Here is a 24,640-nt window from a genome sequence, read left to right as displayed (position 1 = left end):
TTAAAATGCTAAACAAAAGTAACTTACTTGGCCTGTGCTGTTTTATTTTAGGCGTAGGATTAACCAGTGGTTACTTTTTGTTTTTACATTCTATGCCTATTCAAGCGCAACAAAGCCAGCCGTTTCCTTATAAAAGTATTGTTATAAAGCAAGCTAACGATGAGTCACTCAATAGTACTGACGAGCATGTTAACCCTGCCGATGGTAACTCCCAGGCTGAGAGTATTGCGCCATATACGCATAAAATTGCCACGCTTACCAATGAGCTTGAGCTTAAAACCAAACAACTAAAACGCGTTGAACAAGCGTTAAAATTAGCGCAACTAGATCAGCTTGATTTTGCTAAGCAGTTAGAAGAGAAGTTTATAGCTGAGGATGAAAATAGCCAGTGGAGCTACGAAGTAGAAACCGCGCTAACTGATTTTTTAATTACCAGTGATTTAAGTAATACCGCGCAACTAACTAGTTTAGAGTGCAAACAAACACTTTGTAAGTTTAGCCTAGTTGCCGATAAAACTAATCAGCAAGGACATGTGCAGTGGCGCGAGCTGAACGATAAATTAGCGCTAATGCCATGGTGGCAGCAATTTAAGCTCACTTCGTCAAATTCAACCGATGAACAGATAGATTTTATAGTGAGTACTAAAGAGTAAGACGCTGCTAACTTAGTACTTGCGAGTGTAGCGTGCCGTCAACCAGTTCAGTAATTAAAGTATCTCCGACTTTTACATCCGCTACCGATTTAACCACCTTTTGCTTATCTGTTTTTGTAATACTATAGCCTCGCGCTAATACATTAAGTGGACTTACTGAATCTAGGCGACTTGCCTGCAGTGCTAAGCTGTTATTAGCTTGCTGTAATTGCTGCTGTATTGCTTGGTTAAGCCGAGTTTGTAATTGCGCGAGTTGATGACTTGCTTGAGTGAGCTTTTTGTCGGGTGATTGGCGCATTAATCTAGGCGTTAAATTATTAAGGGTACGCTCTTGTTGATATAAACGATTACGCATAGCTTGTTGTAGCGCAATGCTTAGTTCATCCAAGCGCTGCGCTTTTTGATTTAACTGATTACGCGGATGGCATAAATTTAACCTGTGCTGTAGTTGTAATGCTTGAGCACGCTTTTCGCTCATATCGTGTTTAAACGCATTAGCAAGACGATTAACTAGCTGAGTTACTTTATTATGTAACTCTTGCGTATTAGGACTTACCAGCTCGGCTGCCGCAGAAGGCGTAGCTGCACGTACGTCGGCTACATAGTCGCTAATAGTGGTATCGATTTCGTGGCCTACCGCGCTCACAATAGGCAGTTGGCTATTAAATATAGCGCGTGCAAGTTGCTCATGGTTAAAACACCATAAATCTTCTAAAGAGCCGCCACCACGCCCCAAAATAAGCACGTCTACTTCGCTGCGAATATTAGCCAACTCTATTTGTTTAATTAACTGCAGATGTGCGTCTTTACCTTGCACCATAGCAGGGTAAATAATAACTTCTAACTGCGGTGCGCGGCGTTTTAGTACGGTTAAAATATCTTTTATGGCCGCGCCAGTTGCAGAGGTTATTACCCCGATACGGTTAATGTTTTGCGGTAGAGGTTTTTTATAAACCGAGCTAAATAGCCCCTCAGCGGCTAAACGCATTTTTAGGGCGTCAAACTCTTGCTTAAGTTGTCCTTCGCCAGCAGGTTCCATATGTTCAACAATAAGTTGATAGTCGCCGCGTGGTTCATAAAGTGAAACGCGCGCTTTTACCGTTACCTGCGCACCGTTAATGGGTCGGTAACTTTGGTTACGATTATTGCCGCGCCACATGGCTGCTTTTATTTGTGCTTTATCGTCTTTTAACGAAAAATACCAATGCCCAGATGCCGGAGTAATAAAGTTCGAAATTTCGCCAGTTAGTACCAGCGAGGCAAAGCCTTGCTCGAGTAGGGCGCGTATTTCTCTATTAAGGCGTGACACGGTGTAAACCGTTTGCAAAGGCTTCGAAAACATAAAAAACTACCAAAAACTATTTATAACCCTAGTTTATCATAAATATTTACAAAATATGATTTACTAGTGCTAGCAACGCTGTTAAAATTTGGCCGCAATTCCTTATCTTAGATCCACCATGTGAGAAGTTGCCAAAATGCTTAGAATCGCTAAAGAAGCTCTTACCTTTGATGACGTACTTTTAGTACCTGGTCATTCTACTGTTTTGCCACATACGGCAAATATTTCAACTCGCTTAACGCGTGGAATCAAACTTAACTTGCCGCTTGTTTCAGCATCTATGGATACTGTTACCGAAGCTCGTTTAGCTATTGCCCTTGCGCAAGAAGGTGGTCTTGGTTTTATTCATAAAAACATGACTATTGCAGAACAAGCGAAAAACGTTCGTAAAGTTAAAACCTATGAAGCGGGTATTGTTACTTATCCTATTACAGTAACTGCCGATTTAACCATTGCAGATGCACTTGAGCTGTCGCAAGAAAAAGGTTTTTCGGGCTTTCCAGTAACCGATAGCGATAACAATCTTGTTGGTATTGTAACAGGGCGTGATATGCGCTTTGAAACTAAGCTTGAACAGCCTGTTTCTACTGTTATGACTAAAAAAGACAAGCTAGTTACTGTAAACGAAGGTGCTGCGCGCGAAGAGATTTTAGGCTTAATGCACGAACACCGCATTGAAAAAATTCTTGTGGTTGATGATGCGTTTAAACTAAAGGGCATGATCACCGTAAAAGATTACCAAAAAGCACAAGAAAAACCAGATGCCTGTAAAGACGACCAAGGTCGTTTGCGTGTAGGTGCTGCTGTGAGTGTTGGCGCAGGTACTGATGAGCGTATTGCTGCATTAGTAGAAGCAGGTATTGACGTATTACTTATCGATACTTCGCACGGCCATTCTCAAGGTGTTATTGACCGCGTTGCGAAAACCCGCAAAGAATACCCAGACTTACAAATTATTGCTGGTAACGTAGCAACAGCAGAAGGCGCTGTTGCGCTTGCAGACGCTGGAGCCGATGCGGTTAAAGTAGGAATAGGCCCAGGTTCTATTTGTACTACGCGTATTGTTACGGGTTGTGGTGTGCCACAAATTACGGCTATTTCAGATGCTGTTGATGGCTTAAAAGGCCGCGATATTCCGGTAATTGCCGATGGCGGTATTCGTTTTTCTGGCGATATTGTAAAAGCACTTGTTGCTGGTGCATCGTGTGTAATGGTGGGCTCTTTGCTTGCTGGTACTGAAGAAGCACCTGGCGAAGTAGAGCTTTACCAAGGCCGTTACTACAAATCATACCGTGGTATGGGCTCGTTAGGCGCGATGGATCAAAAAGAAGGTTCATCAGATCGTTACTTCCAAAAGTCAAACGAAGCCGACAAGTTAGTACCAGAAGGTATTGAAGGTCGCGTAGCGTACAAAGGTCCTATTGCAACTATTATCCATCAGCAAGTGGGCGGCCTGCGCAGCGCAATGGGCTTAACTGGTTGTGCCACTATTGAAGAGCTAAACACCAAACCACAGTTTGTACGTGTTACTTCAGCTGGTATGGGTGAGTCGCATGTACATGACGTGCAAATCACTAAAGAAGCACCTAACTACCGTTTAGGCTAATCAGCCGTAATTACATCAATTTATGGGCTAGTTTTACTAGCCCTTTTTAAATAGCTACTCACTATATCAGTAGCATTATTTAGCATCTGACTTTACGAGATACTCCATGAGCAAAGACATTCACGATTCACGAATTCTCATTTTAGACTTTGGTTCACAATACACTCAATTAATTGCCCGTCGTGTGCGCGAAATTGGTGTTTACTGTGAACTGTGGGCATGGGATGTGACCGAAGAGCAAATTCGCGAGTTCAACCCACAAGGTATTATTCTCTCTGGTGGCCCAGAGTCGACAACACTTGAAAACAGCCCACGCGCTCCTGAATATGTATTTAATGCTGGTGTGCCAGTACTAGGTATTTGCTACGGCATGCAAACTATGGCAGCTCAGCTTGGCGGCAGTGTACACAGCTCTGATAAAAAAGAGTTTGGTTACGCCCAAGTAGAAAAAGTGGGTAATTGTGCGTTGTTTGATGCGATAGAAGATCATATCACCGACGGCGGCAATGGCGTACTAGATGTATGGATGAGCCATGGCGATAAAGTAATGGATATTCCACAAAGCTTTAAAACCACAGCTAAAACATCTACGTGTCCGCATGCGGCAATGTCGAACGAAGAAAAACGCTTTTACGGCGTACAGTTTCATCCAGAAGTAACGCACACACATCAAGGGCAGCGTTTATTAGAGCGTTTTGCTATTGATATTTGTGGTTGTGAAAAATTATGGACTGCAGCAAAAATTATCGATAATGCCATTGAGCGCATTAAAGAAACGGTTGGCGATGACGAAGTTATTTTAGGTCTTTCGGGCGGTGTTGATTCATCGGTTGTGGCTATGCTTATTCACCGTGCAATTGGCGAAAAGCTAACTTGTGTATTTGTTGATAACGGCCTACTTCGTTTAAACGAAGGCCAGCAAGTTATGGACATGTTTGGTAATAAGTTTGGCCTAAACATTGTTAAAGTTGAAGCCGAAGAGCAATTTTTAAATGACCTTGCTGGTAAGTCAGACCCAGAAGATAAGCGTAAAGCCATTGGCCACACGTTTATTAATGTATTTGATGAGCAAGCTAAAAAGCTTAAAAATGCAAAATGGTTAGCGCAAGGTACAATTTATCCAGACGTAATTGAATCTGCGGCATCTGCCACCGGTAAAGCACACGTAATTAAATCGCACCACAATGTGGGCGGATTACCAGATGACATGAAAATGGGCTTAGTAGAGCCATTACGTGAGTTATTTAAGGATGAAGTACGTAAAATTGGTTTAGAGCTAGGTTTACCGTACGACATGCTTTACCGTCACCCATTCCCTGGACCAGGTTTAGGTGTGCGTGTACTTGGCGAAATTAAAAAAGAATACTGTGATTTACTGCGTCGCGCCGATGCTATTTTCATCGAAGAGCTTCACAAAGCAGAGCTTTACCATAAAGTAAGCCAAGCGTTCACTGTGTTTTTACCGGTTAAATCGGTAGGGGTTATGGGTGATGCGCGTAAATACGATTGGGTTGTATCACTGCGCTGCGTGGAAACTATCGACTTTATGACCGCGCGCTGGTCACATTTACCATATGAATTTTTAGGTGTGGTTTCAAACCGTATCATTAATGAAATTGATGGTATTTCGCGTGTTGTTTACGATATTTCGGGTAAACCACCTGCAACTATTGAGTGGGAATAATCGCGCGTTAGCTACTAGCTAGTATTAGCAGTATATAAAAATAAAGCCCATGATTTCATGGGCTTTTTTGTTGCTAATATTACTTTAAGTATTTTTAGATGACTTTATAAAGAACGACATAATTAACCCGCTAATCGCAAGTACAATTCCCAAAATAAACGCTGTTTGTACACCCGCTGTTAATGAGCTACTTACTGCAGAGGGCGCTGATGGATCGGCCACGTTTTCCAAAAAACTATTTTGAGAAGCCGACATGATTGTAATCGCCAAGGCGGTGCCAATTGAGCCAGATACTTGCAGTAAAGTGTTTATTAAAGCGGTCCCGTCAGCATATAGTTCTCTGGGGAGCTCATTTAAACCATTTGTTTGCGCAGGCATCATAATTAATGTTACGCCAATCATGAGAGATGAATGCAAAAAGATAACCATTGCAATAGAGGTTTCTGTGGTTACATTCGACAGATTCCATAGCGTAATAATCATAATAATAAAGCCAGGTGTAAGTAGCCACTTAGAGCCAAACTTATCAAATATACGCCCCGCGATCGGAGACAAAGCACCATTTATTATTCCACCTGGCATGAGCACAAGGCCAGCAGTAAGCGCAGTTAATCCAAGGCCAATTTGTAAATATAAAGGCAAAAGAATCATGGTTGATAAAATAATCATGAATGTGGCAGATACACTCAATAAACCTAAAGTATATTTTGGGTATTTTAAAGTACGTAAATCTAACATTGGTTTATCGAGTTTAAACTGTCTTAACGAAAATATAATAAGAGAGATTAGCGCAATTATAATGGTACTAATTACCAGTAAATTACCCCATCCTTTTTCACCTGCAATACTAAATCCATATACAATGCCACCAAACCCGACAGTCGATAACAAAATTGACAGTACATCTATTTTAGGCTTGCTCAAAACAGAAACGTTCTGCACATAAGCCAGCCCGTATACTAATGAAAAAACAAGAAACGGAATGAGTAACCAAAGAATCCAATTCCAGCTCAACAGCTCAATAATCAGCCCCGAAGTAGCTGGTCCAACAGCCGGTGCTGTCATCATAACAAGGCCAATTAACCCCATAATAGTGCCTCTTTTATGAACAGGGAAAATGATGAGGGCTGTATGGAACATTAAGGGAATTAATAAACCGGTTCCGATTGCCTGAATAATACGACCTAACAGCAAAACACTAAAAGAGGGGGCTATACCGGAAACTATCGCCCCAATAATCGAAAAAAGTAACGAAGCAACGAATAATTGCCGAGTACTAAACCATTGTATTAATAGTGCAGAAACGGGAATGAGGATCCCCATAGTCAGTAAGTAACCTGTTGTTATCCACTGCACGGTAGAGGAAACAACATCTAATTCACTCATTAAATTGCCAAGTGCCATATTTAAAGCCGTTTCGCTAAATAAGCCAATGAATCCGGCAATTAAAAAGGATATTAGAATAGGGACTGGTCTTATAACTGTTTTATCTTGTTCATATGCAATTGTAGACATTAAAACTCTCTTCGCTGATTAACTAAATTGACCTGTGTTGATTGATACTTTATTTACTTTTTAAATTTACTTTTTAATAAGCAATGAGGGAATTTGCTCTGCTATTGTTTCAAGCGGCTTGCCCGTTTTCATTGTTAAAGATAAGAGAATACCGCCCTCAGTTAGCGCATGAAAAACAGTAGCTAAACTTGTGGACTGTTGCTCTGTGTAGCCTGCTTCAAGAAACTTTTCAGTATAAATAGATTGCCAACTTTTAAAGGTCGCTTCACACGCCAAGCGAATAGGTTCACTAGTGGAATGTTTTTCTCCAGCAATAGTGCCAATTGGAGAGCCAAGAGGGGTTCCGCCTTGTCCAAACACTCTGGATAATTCATAAACATAAGCTTGAAAAGCATCAATTGGATTGGATACACCCGCAAAGTTTTTTTGAATATCTTCCATAACAAGTCTTTTAGTATTGTTAATTGCAGCAGTCGCCAACTGCTCTTTGCCTTTTGGAAAGTAGTAATACAAGGAGCCCTTAGGTACGCCACTTTCTTCAATTATGTCATTTAGGCCCACTCCGCAATATCCGCGCACTCTAAATAAGCGTGATGCCGTCTCAATTAGAACGTCTTTCGGCTTTACTTTTTCACTCATAACTAAAACACCTCAAATTATAACGACTGGTCTATTATTCCAATGGTAAGGAGGAACCGACTCTGTGTCAATGCTATCGGCTTTACATTTTATTTTGTGTAACCGGTAATATTATCACCAGCATGGCTCTAAAAATGCGCCAAAAGGCGATAGCCAAAGGGGGTCGGAATAGTAGTACGCTTCGTTGGTATCAATATGGTTTTAAGGTGATAATTTAGCTACAAGAGCAAGTTTAAAGGGAATAGCGAAGATTTAAGAGCATGCTAAAATTAGTAAGGCAGGGAGCTTGAGTTATTCAAATTGTAAAAACTATTTAAAAAGTATCTAAAAGCTGCCTAGAAACCATCAGCAAATTATCAGCAAGCTATCAGTAAGCTATCAGTAAGTTATTAGCAAACTATCTAAATTAGTGCCTAGTTTTATTGAACCACAACAAATAGTAGTATCAGCACAGTGAGATAAAGTAAGCGACAGCACTTTATTGCTATTATATTTTTATTCACAAAACGTAAAAATAATTAATTTAGTGCTCGGCTATTAATATTTGCCTGAGTCTAAGTAATTAAAAAATGAAGAATTAGCCTGCTAATTCGTCGTTTTGTTTATTTAAAAGGCAATCAAACCAAAAAGATGATTTTTTTCTTTACCTTTGGCCAAAGGTCTCTATAATTCGTCGGTATTGCAGGGGCGTAGTTCCAATTGGTAGAACAGCGGTCTCCAAAACCGACGGTTGGGAGTTCGAATCTCTCCGCCCCTGCCATTTCTTCTTTACATCGAATTTATTACTTCTTATATTACCTTACTTACTAATTTCATCGAGTCGTTATGCATTCACGTTACGCAGCTGTTTTTGGTATAGAAAACCTCGAATTAAATCAGCATTATCAAACGGTTAATAACCAACCAATAAATAATAAAGCAACTGACACTAAAGCAGACAGCGTCGCGCCTGAGTATATTTTGCTCACAAGCCAGTTATTTGCAGATATAAAACGTGCCATAGCCCCCATTACCATCAATAGTGTAATACAAGGCACGGCACTGCAATTACATGGCGATCAGTTAGCTTTAACAAATTCACAGCTCGGTACTGCCGATAAACGTGCTTTATGGGCTTTAATGAGTGACCATCTTGATAAACTTTAAATCAGTAGACGCAACCGCTATACCGCAATTAATGGCTATAGAAAACGCATGCCACAGCCATCCGTGGACGTTAAATACTATGAGTTCATGTATTGGTGGGCGCTATTTTAATTTAGCAGCGTTTAATGGCGATACCATGATAGGTTTTTATATTGGCGAAAAGGCAGGGCCCGACTTTACCTTGATGGATATATGCGTTGCCCCCAGCGAGCAAGGAAAAGGCATTGCAAAACAGCTACTGAACCAGTTTATTGAATATGGTGAGCAGCAAAATGCTGAAAATTTATTTTTAGAAGTACGCGAATCAAATACCCCCGCAATAAAGCTCTACGAAAATGCAGGCTTTATAGAAATGTCAGTGCGTAAAAACTATTACCCAAGCGACAATCCTGCTAAAAACGGATTTGAAGACGCTATTTTAATGGGCATGGCACTGGGCTTAAACTTTCAATAATATTTTGTAGTGAAGAGTTTGCAGTGATAACTGTATAAAGAATATTGTTGCAGTAAGCCGATAACTTATACCGGCTTACTTTGCTCACTAATAACCTGCTCAATAGCGTTAATTAAGTTAGCTGTTAATTCGTTTAACGCGGCTTTGCTATCGCTTTTTAAATGATCTTCTAAACGCGCAGCACAGTGATAAATATCATCAAAGTTAAAACACCCAGCACTGCCTTTTATATTATGTGCTAATGCGCGTAATGCGACTAAGTTACCCGAAAATTGTAAGCTTTTTATTTCAGCTAAATAAGTTGGCAGGTTAGCGACGTAATTTGCATTTATTTGTTGGAATTTTTCACTTTTGAGTATGACGTCCCATTTATTTTGATTGTCTTTTTCAAGGTGTAGGTAACTTACTAATACGCTTTCTAGGGCGTCTTTATCTATAGGTTTCGCCAGAGCCTTGTCGCTTCCTGCAGCAATATATGTGTCTACGTCATGGTTCATTACATTCGCAGTGAGTGCGATTATAGGGCCGTCGTATGCAGCATGGCGTAATATTTTAGTCGCTTCTAGGCCACCCATTACTGGCATTTGCATATCCATAATAATTAACTGATAGTCGTTTACTAGCGCCATTTCTACTGCTTCAGCGCCATTGCTTGCTATGTCGGGCTCTAATCCCCAAGTTTGCAGCAGCAGCTTTATTAATAATTGATTATCGGGGTTATCTTCGGCCACTAAAATATGTGCATCAAAATTATTACTAGCGAAGGAAAGCAGCGGATCTTTTTCTGGAATGAGTTGATTGGATTGCTCTAAAAACAGGTTATCGGCTAATGGCGTTTGTAAATTACAGGCTATGGTTATAGTAAAGCAGCTACCTACATCTAATTCGCTTTTAACGGTTATATCACCGCCAAGACGTTGTGCTAAATTTTTTGAAATACATAGCCCAAGCCCGGTGCCGCCAAAGCGACGGGTTGTGGTAGCGTCTGCTTGCTCAAAAGGAGTAAATAAGCGCTTAATTTGACTTTCAACCATACCAATTCCGCTATCTTGTATTACAAACATCAGCTCTTGGCTTGGTAGGTAATGAACCGTTATAGATACATGGCCTTGCTCGGTAAACTTAACTGCATTGCTGGCAATGTTGATCAGTATTTGTTTTAAGCGGGTTTCGTCGCTGTTTATAGTGTGTGGTAACGGGAGTTGATAATTAATACTAAGCTTTAGCTTTTTTTGTTGTGCCAGCGGTTCAATAATTGACTCAATGTCGTGCATTAAGCGCACTACATTTAGTGGAGCTTGCTCTACAGCAATTTTTTCGGCTTCAATTTTAGACAAATCTAAAATGTTATTTATTAACTCTAGTAAATGCTTAGAGTTGCGTAAAATGGTGCTTAAATGCTGTTTGTTGTTGGTGATTTTATCGTTATGTAAAAGCTGTTCGGTAAAGCCCATTATTGCCGTGAGTGGGGTACGAATTTCGTGGCTCATATTAGCCAAAAAGCGACTTTTAAGTTGATTTGCTTGCTCTGCTTGGCCAATCGCAAGCTCTAACTGGCTGTTCATGGTTTCTAGCGCTTTGGTACGGCTTTCTACTTTGTCTTCGAGGTGATGTTTATATTCTTCTAACTGCTCTTGATAATGCCTAATTTGATTAACCATGTGATTAAAGTCGTTAAACAATATGCCTACTTCATCATCGGTGTGCGCGGGCAGTGAAACACCTAAATCGCCATCACCTACACGGTGGCTAGCTGCACCTAATAGCTCAATAGGATTAAGTAATAAATTACGCACTACAATAAAAATAAGCATTGGCAGCGTAATAACCGAAATAATAACAATTAAGCCGGTAATTAAGCTAATAGCCTTACCCGACTGATACAAAACGGCTTTAGGAATAGTCGATACATAATAACCACCGCTCATTTGCACCGCAAAAATCATCCGCTCTATTTTATCTATACTCGAAAGCTCTATGGTTGATAAAGAGCCAATGTCGGCTAAGTTATGTACTTGGTTGAGCTCAAATTCACTAATGTATTGGCCACGAATATTATAATCGGAACTAAATAAAATTTTCCCCTCGTTACTAACGAGTAAGTTAAGAGTGTTGTTGTAAGGGGCTTCTAAAATACTGGTATTAAGAATAGAAGGATCAATATGCAGTACTATAAAACCAAGCTGTTGTGGGCGCTTAAGATAGTAGTCAATGCTATAAATACGCTGAATAAAATACAAGCTGGTGGTGCCATCTGCTTTTTGCATCATAAACTGCTGTTGGCTTAAATTACTTTGCTGTACTTTTTCAAAAAAAGGATACGATTTTGGCGCTATGCTTAAATTACTTGAGTAGTAGGCATCGCTTTTGCCATTTACCGACATTAAGTTAATGCTAATAATATCGGGATAGGCCTCGCTATAACTGGCAAACACATCCATTAACGCACCCAAGCGATAGGTGTAGCCACCATCGGCATGTAAATCGTTAGCTAAAAAATCGTTCAATACGGGTGAGGTGGATAATAGCTTAGCAGTGGATTGAAATGAGTCAATATAGTTAAATACTTTTTGTTGTTGTTGTTCAACAAACCGGCTCATAATTAAATCAGCTTGTTTTTGTGTTGAGTTGGTTACATTAGTTAGCGTAAAACCACCTAAAAATAACAGCGGAAGTATAACTAACGGCGTTATATACCATAATAACCTAATGCTTAACTTACTGGTTTTCATTACCAAACAACACATCCTCCATGTAATGTTAGTAATAATATGTTTTACAGCTATATTACTCAAGCTTAGCGTTTGTTTATTGTGCTGGTAATATTTATAACTAAGCACAATCTAGGACAATAATTGAGTAAATACGCGCTCTGGGAGAGTTAATAAAAAAAGAATCAGTTAATAACTAAGCATTGATTGTTTATAGAGTGAAGATCAGCGAAAATAGTCTTCAATTACGATTAACATAACGGATCGCGTGTGAGGAGCCAAATTGGGTTCTTCCTAGGGTGTGTTGAGCTTTCGGGGTTGAGCAATATTAGCTCTGAAACGTCAGCATACATAAATGTCCGTATTCAAACTAAAAGAACTTTTTTAATGGCAGAGCAAAATCTCCTCAGTGAAATTAATAAACGACGTACCTTCGCGATTATTTCGCATCCAGATGCGGGTAAAACCACCATCACCGAAAAAGTACTCTTATTCGGACAAGCTATCCAAAAAGCCGGTACAGTAAAAGGCCGTGGCTCTAACCAGCATGCTAAATCTGACTGGATGGACATGGAAAAAGAGCGTGGTATTTCTGTTACTACCTCAGTAATGCAGTTTCCGTATAAAAACGCCTTGGTTAACCTGCTCGACACACCTGGACACGAAGACTTCTCAGAAGATACGTACCGTACCCTAACAGCAGTCGATTCGTGCTTAATGGTTATTGATGCGGCCAAAGGTGTAGAAGACCGTACGCGTAAATTAATGGAAGTAACACGCCTGCGTACTACGCCAATTGTTACTTTTATGAATAAATGTGACCGTGATATACGCGACCCAATGGAGCTGCTTGACGAAGTTGAAACCGAGCTTAAAATAGCGTGTGCGCCTATTACTTGGCCAATTGGTAGCGGTAAAGGCTTTAAAGGCGTTTATCATATTCATAACGATGAAGCGGTTTTATATAAAACTGGCCAAGGTCATAAAATTCAAGACGTGCGCACCATTAAAGGGATAGATAACCCAGAACTGGTTGATGCTATTGGTGACGATCTTGCCGCGCAATTACGCGATGAGCTAGAGCTGGTTATTGGCGCATCCAATGAATTTGATTTAGAGCTGTTTTTAGCCGGCGAACTATCGCCAGTTTATTTTGGTACAGCACTAGGTAACTTTGGTGTTGACCATGTACTTGACGGCTTAACTAAATGGGCGCCAACGCCATTGCCACGTGAAACAGAAGACCGCCAAGTAGTTGCCACTGAAGAGAACTTTACTGGCTTTGTATTTAAAATTCAGGCCAATATGGACCCGAAACACCGCGACCGAATTGCCTTTATGCGCATAGTGTCGGGTAAATACAGCCAAGGCATGAAAATGAATCATGTGCGAATTGGCAAACAAGTAAGTATTTCTGATGCGGTTACGTTTATGGCTGGCGATCGTGAGCGCGCAGGTGATGCATTCGCTGGCGACATTATTGGTTTACATAACCACGGTACGATTCAAATAGGTGATACTTTTACCCAAGGTGAAAAGCTTAAGTTTAGTGGTATTCCTAACTTTGCACCGGAATTATTCCGCCGTATTCGTTTACGTGATCCGCTTAAGCAAAAGCAGTTATTAAAAGGCTTAGTACAACTTTCAGAAGAGGGTGCTGTACAGGTATTTAGACCGCTAATAAACAACGATTTAATTGTAGGCGCAGTAGGTGTACTTCAGTTTGATGTGGTTGTAGCGCGCTTAAAAGCAGAATATAACGTAGATGCAATTTACGAAGGTGTTAACGTAAATACAGCCCGCTGGGTAAGTAGCGACGACGTTAAAAAGTTTGAAGACTTTAAGCGCAAATGTGAAAGCAACCTAGCCTTAGATGGCGGCGATAATTTAACTTACATAGCGCCAAGCCGTGTAAACCTTAATTTATCAGTAGAGCGCTATCCAGAAGTCACCTTTAGCCATACACGCGAAAACTAAAGCCAGCTTAGTAAAATTTTAAAAGCCTGCTTTGGCGGGCTTATTAAGGTAAAAAATATGAACATTCGTACTATTTTAGTAGAAAAAGCCATTGCCGCTATGACAGCTGTAGGCTTACCAGCAGATACTAACCCAGCAGTTACACAAAGTACTCGTCCACAATTTGGTGACTACCAAATTAATGCTGCCATGGGCGCGGCTAAAAAAATGAAAAGCAACCCACGAGAGCTTGCGCAAAAAATTATTGATAACCTAGATGTAAGCGATATTGCCGAAAAAACTGAAATTGCCGGCCCAGGGTTTATAAATATTCATTTAAAGCCTGAATTTTTAGCACAAAGCGTTAAAGCGGCGAACAGTGATGCAAAATTAGCGGTTAATGAACACGCTAATCCACAAAAAGTGGTTGTTGATTACTCATCGCCAAACCTTGCTAAAGAAATGCACGTAGGCCATTTACGCTCAACCATTATTGGTGATGCTATTGTGCGTGCGCTTGAATTTAGAGGCGACAGCGTTGTGCGTCAAAATCACATGGGTGATTGGGGCACACAATTTGGTATGTTGATTGCGCATTTAGAAGATCAAATTAGCCAAGGCGTAGATTTAGATACAGTAGCACTTGCCGATTTAGAAACCTTTTACCGCGACGCTAAAAAACGTTTTGACGATGAAGAAGGCTTTGCCGACAAAGCACGTAATTATGTAGTTAAATTACAAGGCGGTGACGCGCATTGTGAAAAACTGTGGAAGCTTTTTATTGCCACTTCAGTTAAGCACTCTGAAGAAGTATATAAGCGCTTAAATGTAACGCTTACACAAGCTGATATTATGGCTGAAAGCGCATACAACGCTGAGCTAAATGACATTATTAGTTTATTAAAAGATAAAAATATTGCCGTGGAGTCGCAAGGCGCACAGGTTGTATTTTTAGATGAACTAGCAAACAAAGATGGCGAACCATCGGCATTTATTGTACAAAAATCGGGTGGCGGCTTTTTATATGCAACTACAGATTTAGCCGCATGTGATTACCGCTCAAATAAGTTGGGTGCCGATCGTATCTTAATTTTTGTTGATGCGCGCCAAAGCCTGCACTTTAACCAAGTAGAGCTTACAGCACGTAAAGCTGGTTTTTTACGCGATGAAACTAGCTATGAGTTTTGCCCGTTTGGCACCATGATGGGCGCCGACAACAAACCATTTAAAACCCGTACCGGTGGCACAGTTAAACTTGCCGATTTACTCGAAGAGTCGATTAATCGCGCAGCAATAAAATTAGCCGAGCGTGAATCTGATTTATCAGAGCAAGAGCGCAGCGAAATTGCCCGCAAAGTAGGTATTGGCGCAGTTAAATATGCCGACCTTTCTAAGCACCGCACCAGTGATTATATTTTCAACTGGGACAGCATGCTAAGCTTTGAAGGCGCAACAGCACCTTACTTACAATATGCCTATACGCGTATACGCAGTATTTTTCGTAAATCAGGCGTTGATGCAGCTACACTAAATTCAAACGTTACTATCGTAGAGCCGCAAGAAAAAGCGCTAGCGCTTAAGTTACTGCAGCTTGAAGAAGTACTTGATTTAATGATCACTGAAGCCACACCACACGTACTATGTGGTTACTTATATGAACTAGCAAGCTTATATATGACGTTCTACGAAGCCTGCCCAGTACTTAAAGAAGGCGTAGAGCCAAACGTACGTGATAGCCGTTTAGTGTTATGTAATTTGGTTTCAAAAACGTTAGAGACGGGATTAGACTTACTAGGCATTGAAGTCATGGAGCAAATGTAATCACCGTCGTATTTTAACCTAATACTGCGTTATCCAATCCGACTTACCCTAATCACATACAAACCGTATGCTCATAGGGATAAGCCGGATTGGACGCCTTGTCTTAGGCTAAACTACTTAGGTGAACTGTCTGCTGCGTGTAGTTCGCTTTAGCTGCGTTGATAAAACTATTTAGCCTAAGTCACATACAAACCGTATGCTCCTTGGCATAAATAGTTTTACCGCCTTGCTAGCACTCCTACACTTGCAGATGTAACGCTTTACACCGAGGTTGGGTTGAGTGAAACGAAACCCAACGATACACCTGATACTCTGTATTTATTGTTATCGCATAAACTTGAGACTCTGTGTTTATTGCTATCGCATACACTAAAAATTTTGTGTTTACCGGTATCGAATATACCTAAAGCTTGATGTTTGTTGTTACTAGCATCACTATTTAAGCTCGTTACTCTAAGCTCTTTTCTAACGCTTTATTTAAAGGATTTATTATGAAACTCGAAGATATCCGTCGTGAATACCTGCAAAACGCGTTAAGCGAAGATAACTTGCTTGATGATCCGTTTAAACAGTTTGAAACCTGGCTTGAGCACGCTGTAGCAAGTAATTTACCTGATCCAACCGCTATGGTAGTGGCGACAGTTGATGATACCGGGCAGCCTTCGCAGCGCATTGTATTGCTTAAGCATTTAGATAATGATGGTTTTGTGTTTTTTACTAATACAGGTTCGCGCAAAGCGCAGGAGCTTAAAGGTAATAATAAAATATCGCTGTACTTTCCTTGGCACCCTATGGAACGCCAAGTAATTGTGTATGGCGAGGCTAAACCTTTACCTACTTCTGCGGTGGCTAGGTACTTTTTATCTCGCCCTAAAGAAAGCCAGCTAGCAGCGTGGGCATCAGCACAAAGTCGCCCAGTTTCATCGCGTAAAGTGTTGATGGAAACCTTTGCCAATATGAAAAACAAGTTTGCTAAAGGTGAAATTCCTTTACCTGACTTTTGGGGTGGCTATTGTGTTGTACCGCAAAAAATTGAGTTTTGGCAAGGTGGGGCACACCGCCTGCACGACCGCTTTATGTATCAGCGCCAAGCAGACAACAGCTGGCAAATTACACGCTTAAATCCTTAATAAATCGATGAGTAAGTAACAATGCAATTTATTGACTCTCATTGCCACCTCGACTTTACAGAGTTTGACTCAAACCGCGAGTCACTCATTAGCGAGTGTGTAGCAAAGGGAGTTGAGCAGTTTGTGGTGCCCGGTATTAGTTTGGCCCAATCGCGTGCATTACTTGAATTTAAAACTAACTTTGCAGGCGTAAAAATAGCTGCAGGACTGCATCCTTACTTTTTAAATCAGCATCAAGAGTCCCATATAGAGCTACTATTTACATTTGCTACGGCCAATAAAAACCAGCTGGTGGCAATTGGCGAATGCGGTCTAGATCGAAGTATTGAAAACCTCTCCAAACAAACCTTTTTATTTGAACAACAAATAGCACTGGCTAATCAGCTAGGATTACCGTTAATTGTGCATCATAGGCAAAGCCATGATTTAATAGCGCAGTCGTTTAAGCGTTGTAAGCCTAAGTATGGGGGGGTTATTCATGCGTTTTCGGGATCACTTCAACAAGCTCAATATTATATTAAGCAAGGTTTTAAGCTCGGTGTAGGCGGTGTTATTAGCTACCCGCGAGCGGTTAAAACGCGCGATGTAATTGCCAATATAAATACATTGCACCTAGTGCTTGAAACCGACTCGCCATCAATGCCGCTATGTGGTTATCAAGGGGAGATCAATACGCCGCTGCAAATAGTGCGGGTATTTGATGTATTGTGTGAATTAAAGCCCAAACAACACAAAGAGCAACTAGCTACAGAGCTTTACGACTCATGCTGTGATGTTTTTTGTATATAACGATTAACCTGCCATATTTTTAAGCCACGGCCAAGTTGCCAAGTAAAAATACATGCAATTACCAACATTAATAATACTTGGCGACCTAAGTCATGAAAATGATTGTGGCTAGATGTAACCGCCGCACGGGTTAAGTAAGTAATAGATACAAAACCAACAGGTCTGTCGTCGTCACTTACCACGGGCTCTATAAACGGTGTTTTAAGTTTACTTATACCTGGCGTTGACTCAAGAATTTGCCCATAAACTTTATGAGATTGCCAGTTATCACTATTAGCTATGAGTATGCCTTGCTGGTCGTAAATTGTGGCTGAAAGTACAAATTCATCTTTGCTTATGTTATTACATAGTGCATTAAGTTGCGGTTTGTTTTTTTCAATTAACGGGGTTTTAGCATTTAATGCCATAAATTTGGTGAGCGATTTTGCCGTACTATCGGCACTGTCATAAAGTAATTGATGGCTTTGAAAACTACTATTAACGCCCACCCAGCCCAGCAAAATTAAGCAGGCAGTAGCAAGCAATAAACGCACTAAGCGTTTTTTTTGTGAGGCAGTGATAGGGTTTTTAAGATGGTTATTTTTCATAGTCACCGTATATACTACTGACAGCATTTTGATTTGATGTTACAAATGCTATACCCAAGTTGTTTGGGTATACTATAACCTTAAACCCCACCTGATGGCGAATTTAGCGCAAGTAATATATTTAACATTTTGTAAGTAGCTATCAGGATAACAAAAAAATTCACGGAGAATCCATGTCGCAAACGAACATGGCACAGCCTGGTGCTGAGCAACCATTAACGCAGTTAGTATTAAATAAATGGTTTAGCTATCAGGATGAGGTGTTTTTACCGTTAAAAAACCTACCTAATAAACACCAAGGTTTATTTAGTATTGCCTTTGCTGGCAATTTTAGTATTACCCATATTAAAGCCATAATAGATTTTTTTGCGAAGCATAATCAAACCGTTACAGGGCTTTGCCAGTATCAGCCCGACTTAAGTTTACCAGCGGCACTGTGTTTTTATATTAAGCAAGCAGAGCTGCCGATTAACCCGCTAGTCTTACAACAATTTTCCAGCACACTTGATTTTCAGCTAGTGCAAATAGCTTGCCCACCCAACTTGTATGAGCCAGGTTTACTGGTAATGGATATGGATTCAACCGCTATTACTATTGAGTGCATAGATGAAATTGCACGCTTAGCTAACGTATACGATGAGGTTGCTTCGGTAACAGCACTGGCAATGGCTGGTAAGCTTGATTTTAGTGAAAGCCTAAATCAGCGCGTCGCTAAACTTACCGGAATTGAAAAAAGCTTAATAGATGAGTTAAAAAATAATTTACCTTTAATGCCGGGTATTAAAATGCTTTGCCAAATACTTAAACAGCATCAGTGGCACTTAGCCATTGCGTCGGGTGGTTTCGTACCCTTTGCAGAGCAAGTACAAGCGTTAATCAATTTAGATGAAGTACATGCTAATGTGCTTGAATTTAAAGATAATAAGCTCACAGGTAAAGTATTAGGCACAATTGTAGATGCACAGCAAAAAGCCGTTATTTTAGAGTCATTACAGCAACAGTTAGGGTTAATAAAGTCGCAAACAGTGGCGATTGGCGATGGGGCTAACGATTTAAAAATGATGGCAACAGCAGGGCTAGGTGTAGCAGTACATGGTAAAGCAAAAGTGGTTGAGCAAGCCCAAGCAGCTATTTGCCAAGGCTCGTTATTACAATTACTGTATATGCTAGCTATACCATTAAATAGTGAGGCTATTGTTTAACGCAGACGGTTTAGCCACAGTAGTTTACGTCTATTCATTTGCTCAACCAGCTGTTGGTTGAGCCCTAGTTGCCTTAAAGCTTCATCAGTTATGTCTACAGCATCACCTACACCTGCGACTGACCATAGTACACTCTCTAAGTCTTTCGCTTTATGTAAAGCATACTGACTTACATACATCAATTCGTTTGATAAATAGTCAGTGTCAGGTCGCCCTGTGCGCGATATATATAAACGAATAATAAATATAAGTTCTGATGCAATACCGTTACTTACCTGCTCATGACAATCATTATAATCATCGCCTACAATACAGTAGCTAGTTATTGATTCTTTAATATCGTTTTTACGAGGATCAAAGTTAATTGCTAGAGTGAACTCAAGAGGAGGATCTTGGCGGCTGCGCTCTTTTATGAGTGGTGTGATCACATTTATAACTTGCTCAGGAGTGATGATACTCGATAGATCTGTTCTACTACCCAGTAAACCAAAGCTTTGTAGTATGGTATGTAGCGGGCTTGGATATAGCCCCAAACCAATAGCGCCAGCTTTAAAATGTGCCCCTTCTTTATGCAAATAAAATGGAAACTGGCAAACACTTTTAGTAACCATGTTTCTAAGTGCGGTAGATAGACCCTGTACTTTTGGTGCTTCTTCAGCAATGGTAAGTTTATTTTTATTACTATCAATTAATTGGGTGAAAAATGTAACGCCAGTATGAGTTAAATCATTACCAGTATTTGCTTTTAAATTAATGAGAGTAAACGATTTATTGATAGCTATAACTTCGTATTTTAAATTACTAAGTTGATATTTTTTGGTTATTTTTTGCAAATCAGGAAATGATATTGAAACAATATCTCCGCTTTTAAAGTTAACCGGCAGGCTACTCTCTAGCTGTAACCCCATTGCAGAAAAATCACAAGTTTTAGCTTGTAATACAGTGTTATTACTCTTGATTAATACATCTGTTTTATATAAATATCGCTCTGAAGCTCGAAGGTTTACATACTCCAAAGGCACAATATTTAAGTAAGGGACATGTTTAAGCTTAGTGTGGCCAAAGTGCTTTAACTGATTGATTGAAGCAGTATCGTAACTTAGTTTTCTATACAAAGAGTTCTCAGCGCTATTAGTAATCGCGGTAAGTATAACCATATATTTTACATTTTTTACTATTCCTTCCACCCGAGGCGATGGCGGCTTATTCAATTTTTCTATGTTTTTACCTGCAGTGTTAGGTAAAGATAAAGGGATGAACGAGTCTTGAGGATGACTGGGCATAAGCTGAAGCTTAAAACATTGCCAGCTATCTTTTTGGCTACCAAACCCTAAAAATAGATTTCTTAATTCAGGTTTCTTCTCTAGCTCAGTGCGGGTAGCAGAGTAGTAGTAAACTTTTCCCGCTACAGCATGAGTAAAAGTATATAAATAATCCTCTCTTACTGCGCTAAGGCTATTTGTTAGAATTTGACTAATACGCTGATGATTAAGTAAGCTGTATAAGCTCGAGTTCTGGCGTTCATCAGAGAAGTAACGTTGAATGAAAACGTTATTTTCGGTTGTTAAGCTAATACTAGGGTAGTATTGTTGGTTTTTTTCAGTTAAAAACACATATAAAGAGGTAACACGAGGAATATAATATTGCTCATAACCTTTTGAAATAACAGCATCTAACGTATTGTCTAAATTAACTTTATAGCGGCGTTTATTGCCATTAATAAAGTTAACTAAAAAGCTATCGAAGCCGCGATTATTTTCAACAAAAGTACGTTTTAGGCGCACATAATTAAACTCTTTTAGTGTGCCTTCTACGGCAACAACTTCGTATTGAATACCGTTTTTTAAACCGAGTTCAAAATCTTGTTCTAAACCAATTAAATGAATTGTAATTAACTGCTCTTTTTTTAATTTATATTGTTTAGCTAATTTTATTTTGCAACCACTAAGAGATATATCAGAAGTGGTTGCAGATATTTTTTTTGTGTCATCAAACCCAATAGTAATTTTAATTGAGTAATTCATACGCTCTTCAGAGCGGCTTTCATAAGATGCAAACTTTATAACATCAGTATATATTTTGCTGTCTATGTCTGTTTGTAATTGAGTACTTGCTACATCAGGAGCTTGTTCTTTTAAAAAGCGCTGAGTGCTTTGTGCACTCATTACGGCCTCATACACTGCTAGCGTATAATCACCATACTGATTTACTCCTTCCTCAAATACCTTTATGGCAATTTCATCCATAAAGTGGTGTCTACCGTTGTATTCATAAGGCTTTACTTGCCCTATAACTAAACCGCGTAAATCAATAAAACGATCGACAGGTTGTGATAAACGCGACATTTCCATTTTCACTAGAAACTGTTCTGGTTTTGTTAATTCTGCTGTTTTAGTTTTGAAAATCAAATTAAATTTAGGGTTACCTAAATATTGTTTTAATTCAGTTATAAGATCTTCGTACTTGAGCAGTGTGTCTTCAGTCATTTATAAAACCATCACTATCTATTTAAAAAAGTAGGTATACTATTAAATCCATTTATTAGGAAACTCGATAAATGTCGTATCACGTTGTTATTATAGCTATTTGAGCAACTTAATTTAGCATTTTTTATTTTGTGTTAAATGTCAATTTGTTGGCAATAAGTTACTTTAACTGTTTTAAGCAAAAAGTATGCCCTAAAACAGGGGGTAAAAGAAAGCTGCATTTGCATATAGTGGTTGTGGTACTGAGCTTCCTTGCTATTAAGGCGTGTCTGTTAGGCGAAAGTTTAAAATGGTAAAATAAGCACTTAACATTAAGTATTTTTAAAATTAAAGAATAGTAGGTAAAGTTATAAATGGCTAAAGCGGCAAAAGTAGAGTTTGTTTGTACCGAATGTGGCATGAACTACCAACGTTGGCAAGGTCAATGCCGCTGTGGTGCATGGAACACATTAGCAGAATTTAAACCGTCAGCAGGGCAAAGTAAAAAAGCATCGGCACGCGTAAGTGTAGGTGGTTATGCTGGGGGGATTGGTGGCGGTTCTAAAAAAATTAATGATATTGCTACCGCAGAAACTGAAAAACAGTTAACTGAAATTGGCGAGCTCGATCGTGTTTTAAGTGGCGGTGTAACAACGGGGTCAGTTAATATAATCTCTGGCGATCCAGGGGCTGGTAAAACAACCTTGTTATCTGATTTAGTGGCACGAATGTCACAACGCATGCCCTCACTTTACTGTACCGCAGAAGAATCTTTATCGCAGTTTAAAAACAGAGTGAATCGTTTAAAGTTAAATTATAACCCTGATGCGCTTTATTTACTTTCCGAAACCAGTGTTGAAACCATCATTGAAGAACTCGATAAAAATAAAATTAAGTTTGCAGTAATAGACTCCATTCAAGCAGTGGTCACCGACACAGCTAACGGTAGCCCAGGCTCGCCTTCGCAAGTGAAAAGTGCCGCGCAAGCACTTACGCAATACTGTAAGCAAAATGATGTCACTATGTTCATTATTGCCCATGTAAATAAAAACAACGAAATAGCTGGTCCGCAAACGCTGGTGCATATAGTTGACGCTCTATTGCATATAGATACTAACGATGGGCAAATTCGTACCTTACGAGCAAATAAAAACCGCTTTGGTGATATAGATACAGTCGGTATTTTTAGAATGTGCGAACGCGGTATGCTCAGCGTTGATAACCCCAGCGAAATATTTTTATCAGGCTCAACTACAGATTCACCTGGCTCTGCAATTACGTGTATTCGTAAAGGTAATCGTAATTTATTACTCGAAATTCAATGTTTAACCACTGAGATTGAGGCGGAATTTCCGCAGCGTGTTTGCGTTGGTTTAAACATGAACCGAATAAAAATGCTCACCGGCATACTGCGTAAGCACACAAAAACTAAAATATTTCATGATACGTTTTTTAATATAGTGGGTGGCTTAAAAATTGATGAATCAGAAACCTGTATAGATTTAGCGTTGGTTGCTGCGCTACTTAGCAGCTTAAATGATTTTGTGGTGCCACGTACTACTTGTATTATGGGAGAGCTGAGCTTAAATGGCGACGTACGCCCAATAGACAGTGGAGTACCGCGCGTTAAAGAAGCTGCGCAGCATGGCTTTACGGAAATATTTATTCCATTTCGTAATTACCATAAATCAATGGAAGGGCTGGGCGCTAAGATCACCCCGATAAAAACAGTACATGAGTTACTTAGTTTAATTAATTAGCAAAAACGCTTATCGGTGATGTTCTGTAATGTTACTCTTGAGCTGAAACAATTTATATAAAGACTTAAATAAGGAAATAACATGAAAAAGTTAGTTATAGCTGCAGCAATTGTAGCTGCCGGTGTTGGTGGCGTAAGTTATGCAAATCACGTAGCCACAAAAGAAGTACGTGCAGAAATAGATAAGCAACTAGCACTAGTGAGCGAGCAAACCGGCGCTACATTTAAGTATGCAGACTTATCGGCTAGTGTTATTTCCAATAGTGTAGAAATTAGCAATATGGAAGTTATTAGTTCTGAAGGCGATAATGTTGCCAGTATTCAAAGCATTGAAGTGACAGGTTACGAAACCGATAAAATTTCACCACACACTACATTTGATGTAAAAAGCTTTCAATTTAATAAAGACTTTGTGGCTCAATTACCAGCCGATACAAATACTATGTTAGCGTCGGCCAGTTACGATTTACATTCATCACTTGATTACGATGAAAAATCGGGCGACAGCGATGTTGTAGTTAAGTTAGATGCAAAAGACATTGTTAGCTTTAATATGAATATGGGTCTGGCAAACACACAAGCACTTATGGATGCATCGCTTGCGATCAGTAAAGCGCAGCAAGCAGCGGGCAGCGAACCTTTAACTTATGAGCAAGAATTACAGCAGCAAACGCTAATAATGCAAGCTATGAGTAAGTTAGAGCCGCGCAGTGTTAACTTTGAACTTAATAACCAAGGCGAGCTTAAAGCATTGCTAGAAAGCGAGCTTATTAAGCAAGGTATGAGTGTTGAGCAAATGCAAATGATGGTTGAGCAGCAGCTACAGCAAGCGCCAGTAACCGAAGAAATTGCAGAAGCGATTAGCGGCTTTGTTAAAGGCTTAAATTCATTTAGCGTGTCGGCAAAACTACCTGAAGGCAAAACTATGATGGAAGTTAACCAACAAATAATGATGCTAATAGGCCAGCCTGAAAAGCTTGTAGAGTACATTAATCTAGAAGTTAAAGGCGACTAAAAGTAGCTATAGCAATCGCGATATCAGTTAAAAATGATAGCACGACGTACATAATTAAAGCGCGAGTTTAACTCGCGCTTTTTTATGCCTAATTATAATTACTGTATTTATTTAAAGCACTCTAGTAGATCGGTTAAGCGAAAGCGCCACCCGACAAACAAGTGAT

18 protein-coding genes and 1 tRNA gene are annotated in these 24,640 nt (G+C 39.8%); 13 read left to right on the top strand and 6 right to left on the bottom strand.

Annotation, left to right across the window (positions count from 1 at the left end; genetic code table 11):
* The first annotated feature begins 5 nt into the window (after positions 1–5).
* The gene (locus CIK86_RS09970; protein ID WP_086997834.1) at positions 6–653 is read left to right on the top strand and encodes a hypothetical protein; all 648 of its coding nucleotides are present in this window, start codon (positions 6–8) and stop codon (positions 651–653) included.
* A 7-nt stretch (positions 654–660) separates the two neighbouring features.
* Here the strand turns inward: CIK86_RS09970 and xseA are convergent, their stop codons facing one another.
* A complete protein-coding gene (gene xseA, locus CIK86_RS09965) occupies positions 661–1,995 on the bottom strand; it encodes an exodeoxyribonuclease VII large subunit (protein WP_086997837.1) in 1,335 nt (444 codons plus the stop codon).
* Between the two features lie 136 nt (positions 1,996–2,131).
* Here xseA and guaB point away from each other — a divergent pair, with 136 nt between their 5' ends.
* Both guaB and guaA read left to right on the top strand, forming a co-directional pair.
* Positions 2,132–3,601, top strand: a complete 1,470-nt coding sequence (guaB, locus tag CIK86_RS09960; protein ID WP_011327346.1) for an IMP dehydrogenase — start codon at positions 2,132–2,134, stop codon at positions 3,599–3,601.
* Positions 3,602–3,707: 106 nt separating this feature from the next.
* The gene (gene guaA, locus CIK86_RS09955; protein WP_086997841.1) at positions 3,708–5,285 is read left to right on the top strand and encodes a glutamine-hydrolyzing GMP synthase; all 1,578 of its coding nucleotides are present in this window, start codon (positions 3,708–3,710) and stop codon (positions 5,283–5,285) included.
* Positions 5,286–5,369: 84 nt separating this feature from the next.
* On the opposite strand, the gene CIK86_RS09950 is transcribed toward guaA, so the two are convergent.
* Together CIK86_RS09950 and CIK86_RS09945 are read right to left on the bottom strand one after the other, a co-directional pair.
* The gene (locus CIK86_RS09950) at positions 5,370–6,800 is read right to left on the bottom strand and encodes an MDR family MFS transporter (RefSeq protein WP_011327348.1); all 1,431 of its coding nucleotides are present in this window, start codon (positions 6,798–6,800) and stop codon (positions 5,370–5,372) included.
* A 66-nt stretch (positions 6,801–6,866) separates the two neighbouring features.
* Entirely contained in the window at positions 6,867–7,439 is a 573-nt protein-coding gene (locus CIK86_RS09945) for a TetR/AcrR family transcriptional regulator (RefSeq protein WP_086997844.1), read from the bottom strand.
* A 683-nt stretch (positions 7,440–8,122) separates the two neighbouring features.
* Here CIK86_RS09945 and CIK86_RS09940 point away from each other — a divergent pair.
* From CIK86_RS09940 to rimI, 3 genes are all read left to right on the top strand, one after another.
* A tRNA-Trp gene (locus CIK86_RS09940) sits at positions 8,123–8,199 on the top strand.
* Between the two features lie 65 nt (positions 8,200–8,264).
* Positions 8,265–8,585: a hypothetical protein gene (locus tag CIK86_RS09935; protein WP_086997847.1), complete on the top strand. Its 321-nt coding sequence runs from the start codon at positions 8,265–8,267 to the stop codon at positions 8,583–8,585.
* Positions 8,572–9,039, top strand: coding sequence for a ribosomal protein S18-alanine N-acetyltransferase (gene rimI, locus CIK86_RS09930; RefSeq protein WP_086997850.1), 468 nt, complete (start codon positions 8,572–8,574; stop codon positions 9,037–9,039). The genes CIK86_RS09935 and rimI overlap by 14 nt, the downstream gene beginning before the upstream one ends.
* Positions 9,040–9,104: 65 nt before the next feature.
* Here rimI and CIK86_RS09925 read toward each other — a convergent pair whose 3' ends face one another.
* Positions 9,105–11,771, bottom strand: coding sequence for an ATP-binding protein (locus CIK86_RS09925; RefSeq protein WP_086997853.1), 2,667 nt, complete (start codon positions 11,769–11,771; stop codon positions 9,105–9,107).
* Between the two features lie 366 nt (positions 11,772–12,137).
* Here CIK86_RS09925 and prfC point away from each other — a divergent pair, with 366 nt between their 5' ends.
* The 4 genes from prfC (at position 12,138) to CIK86_RS09905 (ending at position 17,446) form a co-directional block, all read left to right on the top strand.
* On the top strand, positions 12,138–13,727 hold the full coding sequence (gene prfC, locus CIK86_RS09920; RefSeq protein ID WP_011327353.1) for a peptide chain release factor 3: 1,590 nt from the start codon (positions 12,138–12,140) through the stop codon (positions 13,725–13,727).
* Positions 13,728–13,784: 57 nt separating this feature from the next.
* The gene (argS, locus tag CIK86_RS09915; protein ID WP_086997856.1) at positions 13,785–15,527 is read left to right on the top strand and encodes an arginine--tRNA ligase; all 1,743 of its coding nucleotides are present in this window, start codon (positions 13,785–13,787) and stop codon (positions 15,525–15,527) included.
* A 491-nt stretch (positions 15,528–16,018) separates the two neighbouring features.
* A complete protein-coding gene (gene pdxH, locus CIK86_RS09910) occupies positions 16,019–16,657 on the top strand; it encodes a pyridoxamine 5'-phosphate oxidase (protein ID WP_086997859.1) in 639 nt (212 codons plus the stop codon).
* A gap of 21 nt (positions 16,658–16,678) precedes the next feature.
* The gene (locus CIK86_RS09905) at positions 16,679–17,446 is read left to right on the top strand and encodes a TatD family hydrolase (RefSeq protein ID WP_086997862.1); all 768 of its coding nucleotides are present in this window, start codon (positions 16,679–16,681) and stop codon (positions 17,444–17,446) included.
* On the opposite strand, the gene CIK86_RS09900 is transcribed toward CIK86_RS09905, so the two are convergent.
* Positions 17,413–18,033, bottom strand: coding sequence for an AhpA/YtjB family protein (locus tag CIK86_RS09900; protein WP_086997865.1), 621 nt, complete (start codon positions 18,031–18,033; stop codon positions 17,413–17,415). The genes CIK86_RS09905 and CIK86_RS09900 overlap by 34 nt on opposite strands.
* A 173-nt stretch (positions 18,034–18,206) precedes the next feature.
* Here CIK86_RS09900 and serB point away from each other — a divergent pair, with 173 nt between their 5' ends.
* Complete coding sequence (gene serB, locus CIK86_RS09895) at positions 18,207–19,235, top strand: phosphoserine phosphatase SerB (protein ID WP_086997868.1); 1,029 nt, start codon at positions 18,207–18,209, stop codon at positions 19,233–19,235.
* Here serB and CIK86_RS09890 read toward each other — a convergent pair.
* A complete protein-coding gene (locus tag CIK86_RS09890) occupies positions 19,232–21,721 on the bottom strand; it encodes a PilZ domain-containing protein (protein WP_086997871.1) in 2,490 nt (829 codons plus the stop codon). The two genes, serB and CIK86_RS09890, sit on opposite strands and share 4 nt — an antisense overlap.
* 353 nt (positions 21,722–22,074) lie before the next feature.
* On the opposite strand from CIK86_RS09890, the gene radA reads away from it, so the two are divergent.
* Positions 22,075–23,460, top strand: a complete 1,386-nt coding sequence (gene radA, locus CIK86_RS09885) for a DNA repair protein RadA (RefSeq protein ID WP_011327360.1) — start codon at positions 22,075–22,077, stop codon at positions 23,458–23,460.
* Between the two features lie 81 nt (positions 23,461–23,541).
* Positions 23,542–24,474: a hypothetical protein gene (locus CIK86_RS09880; protein ID WP_086997874.1), complete on the top strand. Its 933-nt coding sequence runs from the start codon at positions 23,542–23,544 to the stop codon at positions 24,472–24,474.
* Positions 24,475–24,640: the final 166 nt, after the last annotated feature.

It is taken from the genome of Pseudoalteromonas sp. JB197 (assembly GCF_002332205.1).
Lineage (GTDB): Bacteria > Pseudomonadota > Gammaproteobacteria > Enterobacterales > Alteromonadaceae > Pseudoalteromonas > Pseudoalteromonas nigrifaciens.
The sequence above is the reverse complement of the archived record's forward strand: the minus strand, read 5'-3'. Positions and strand labels throughout refer to the sequence as shown.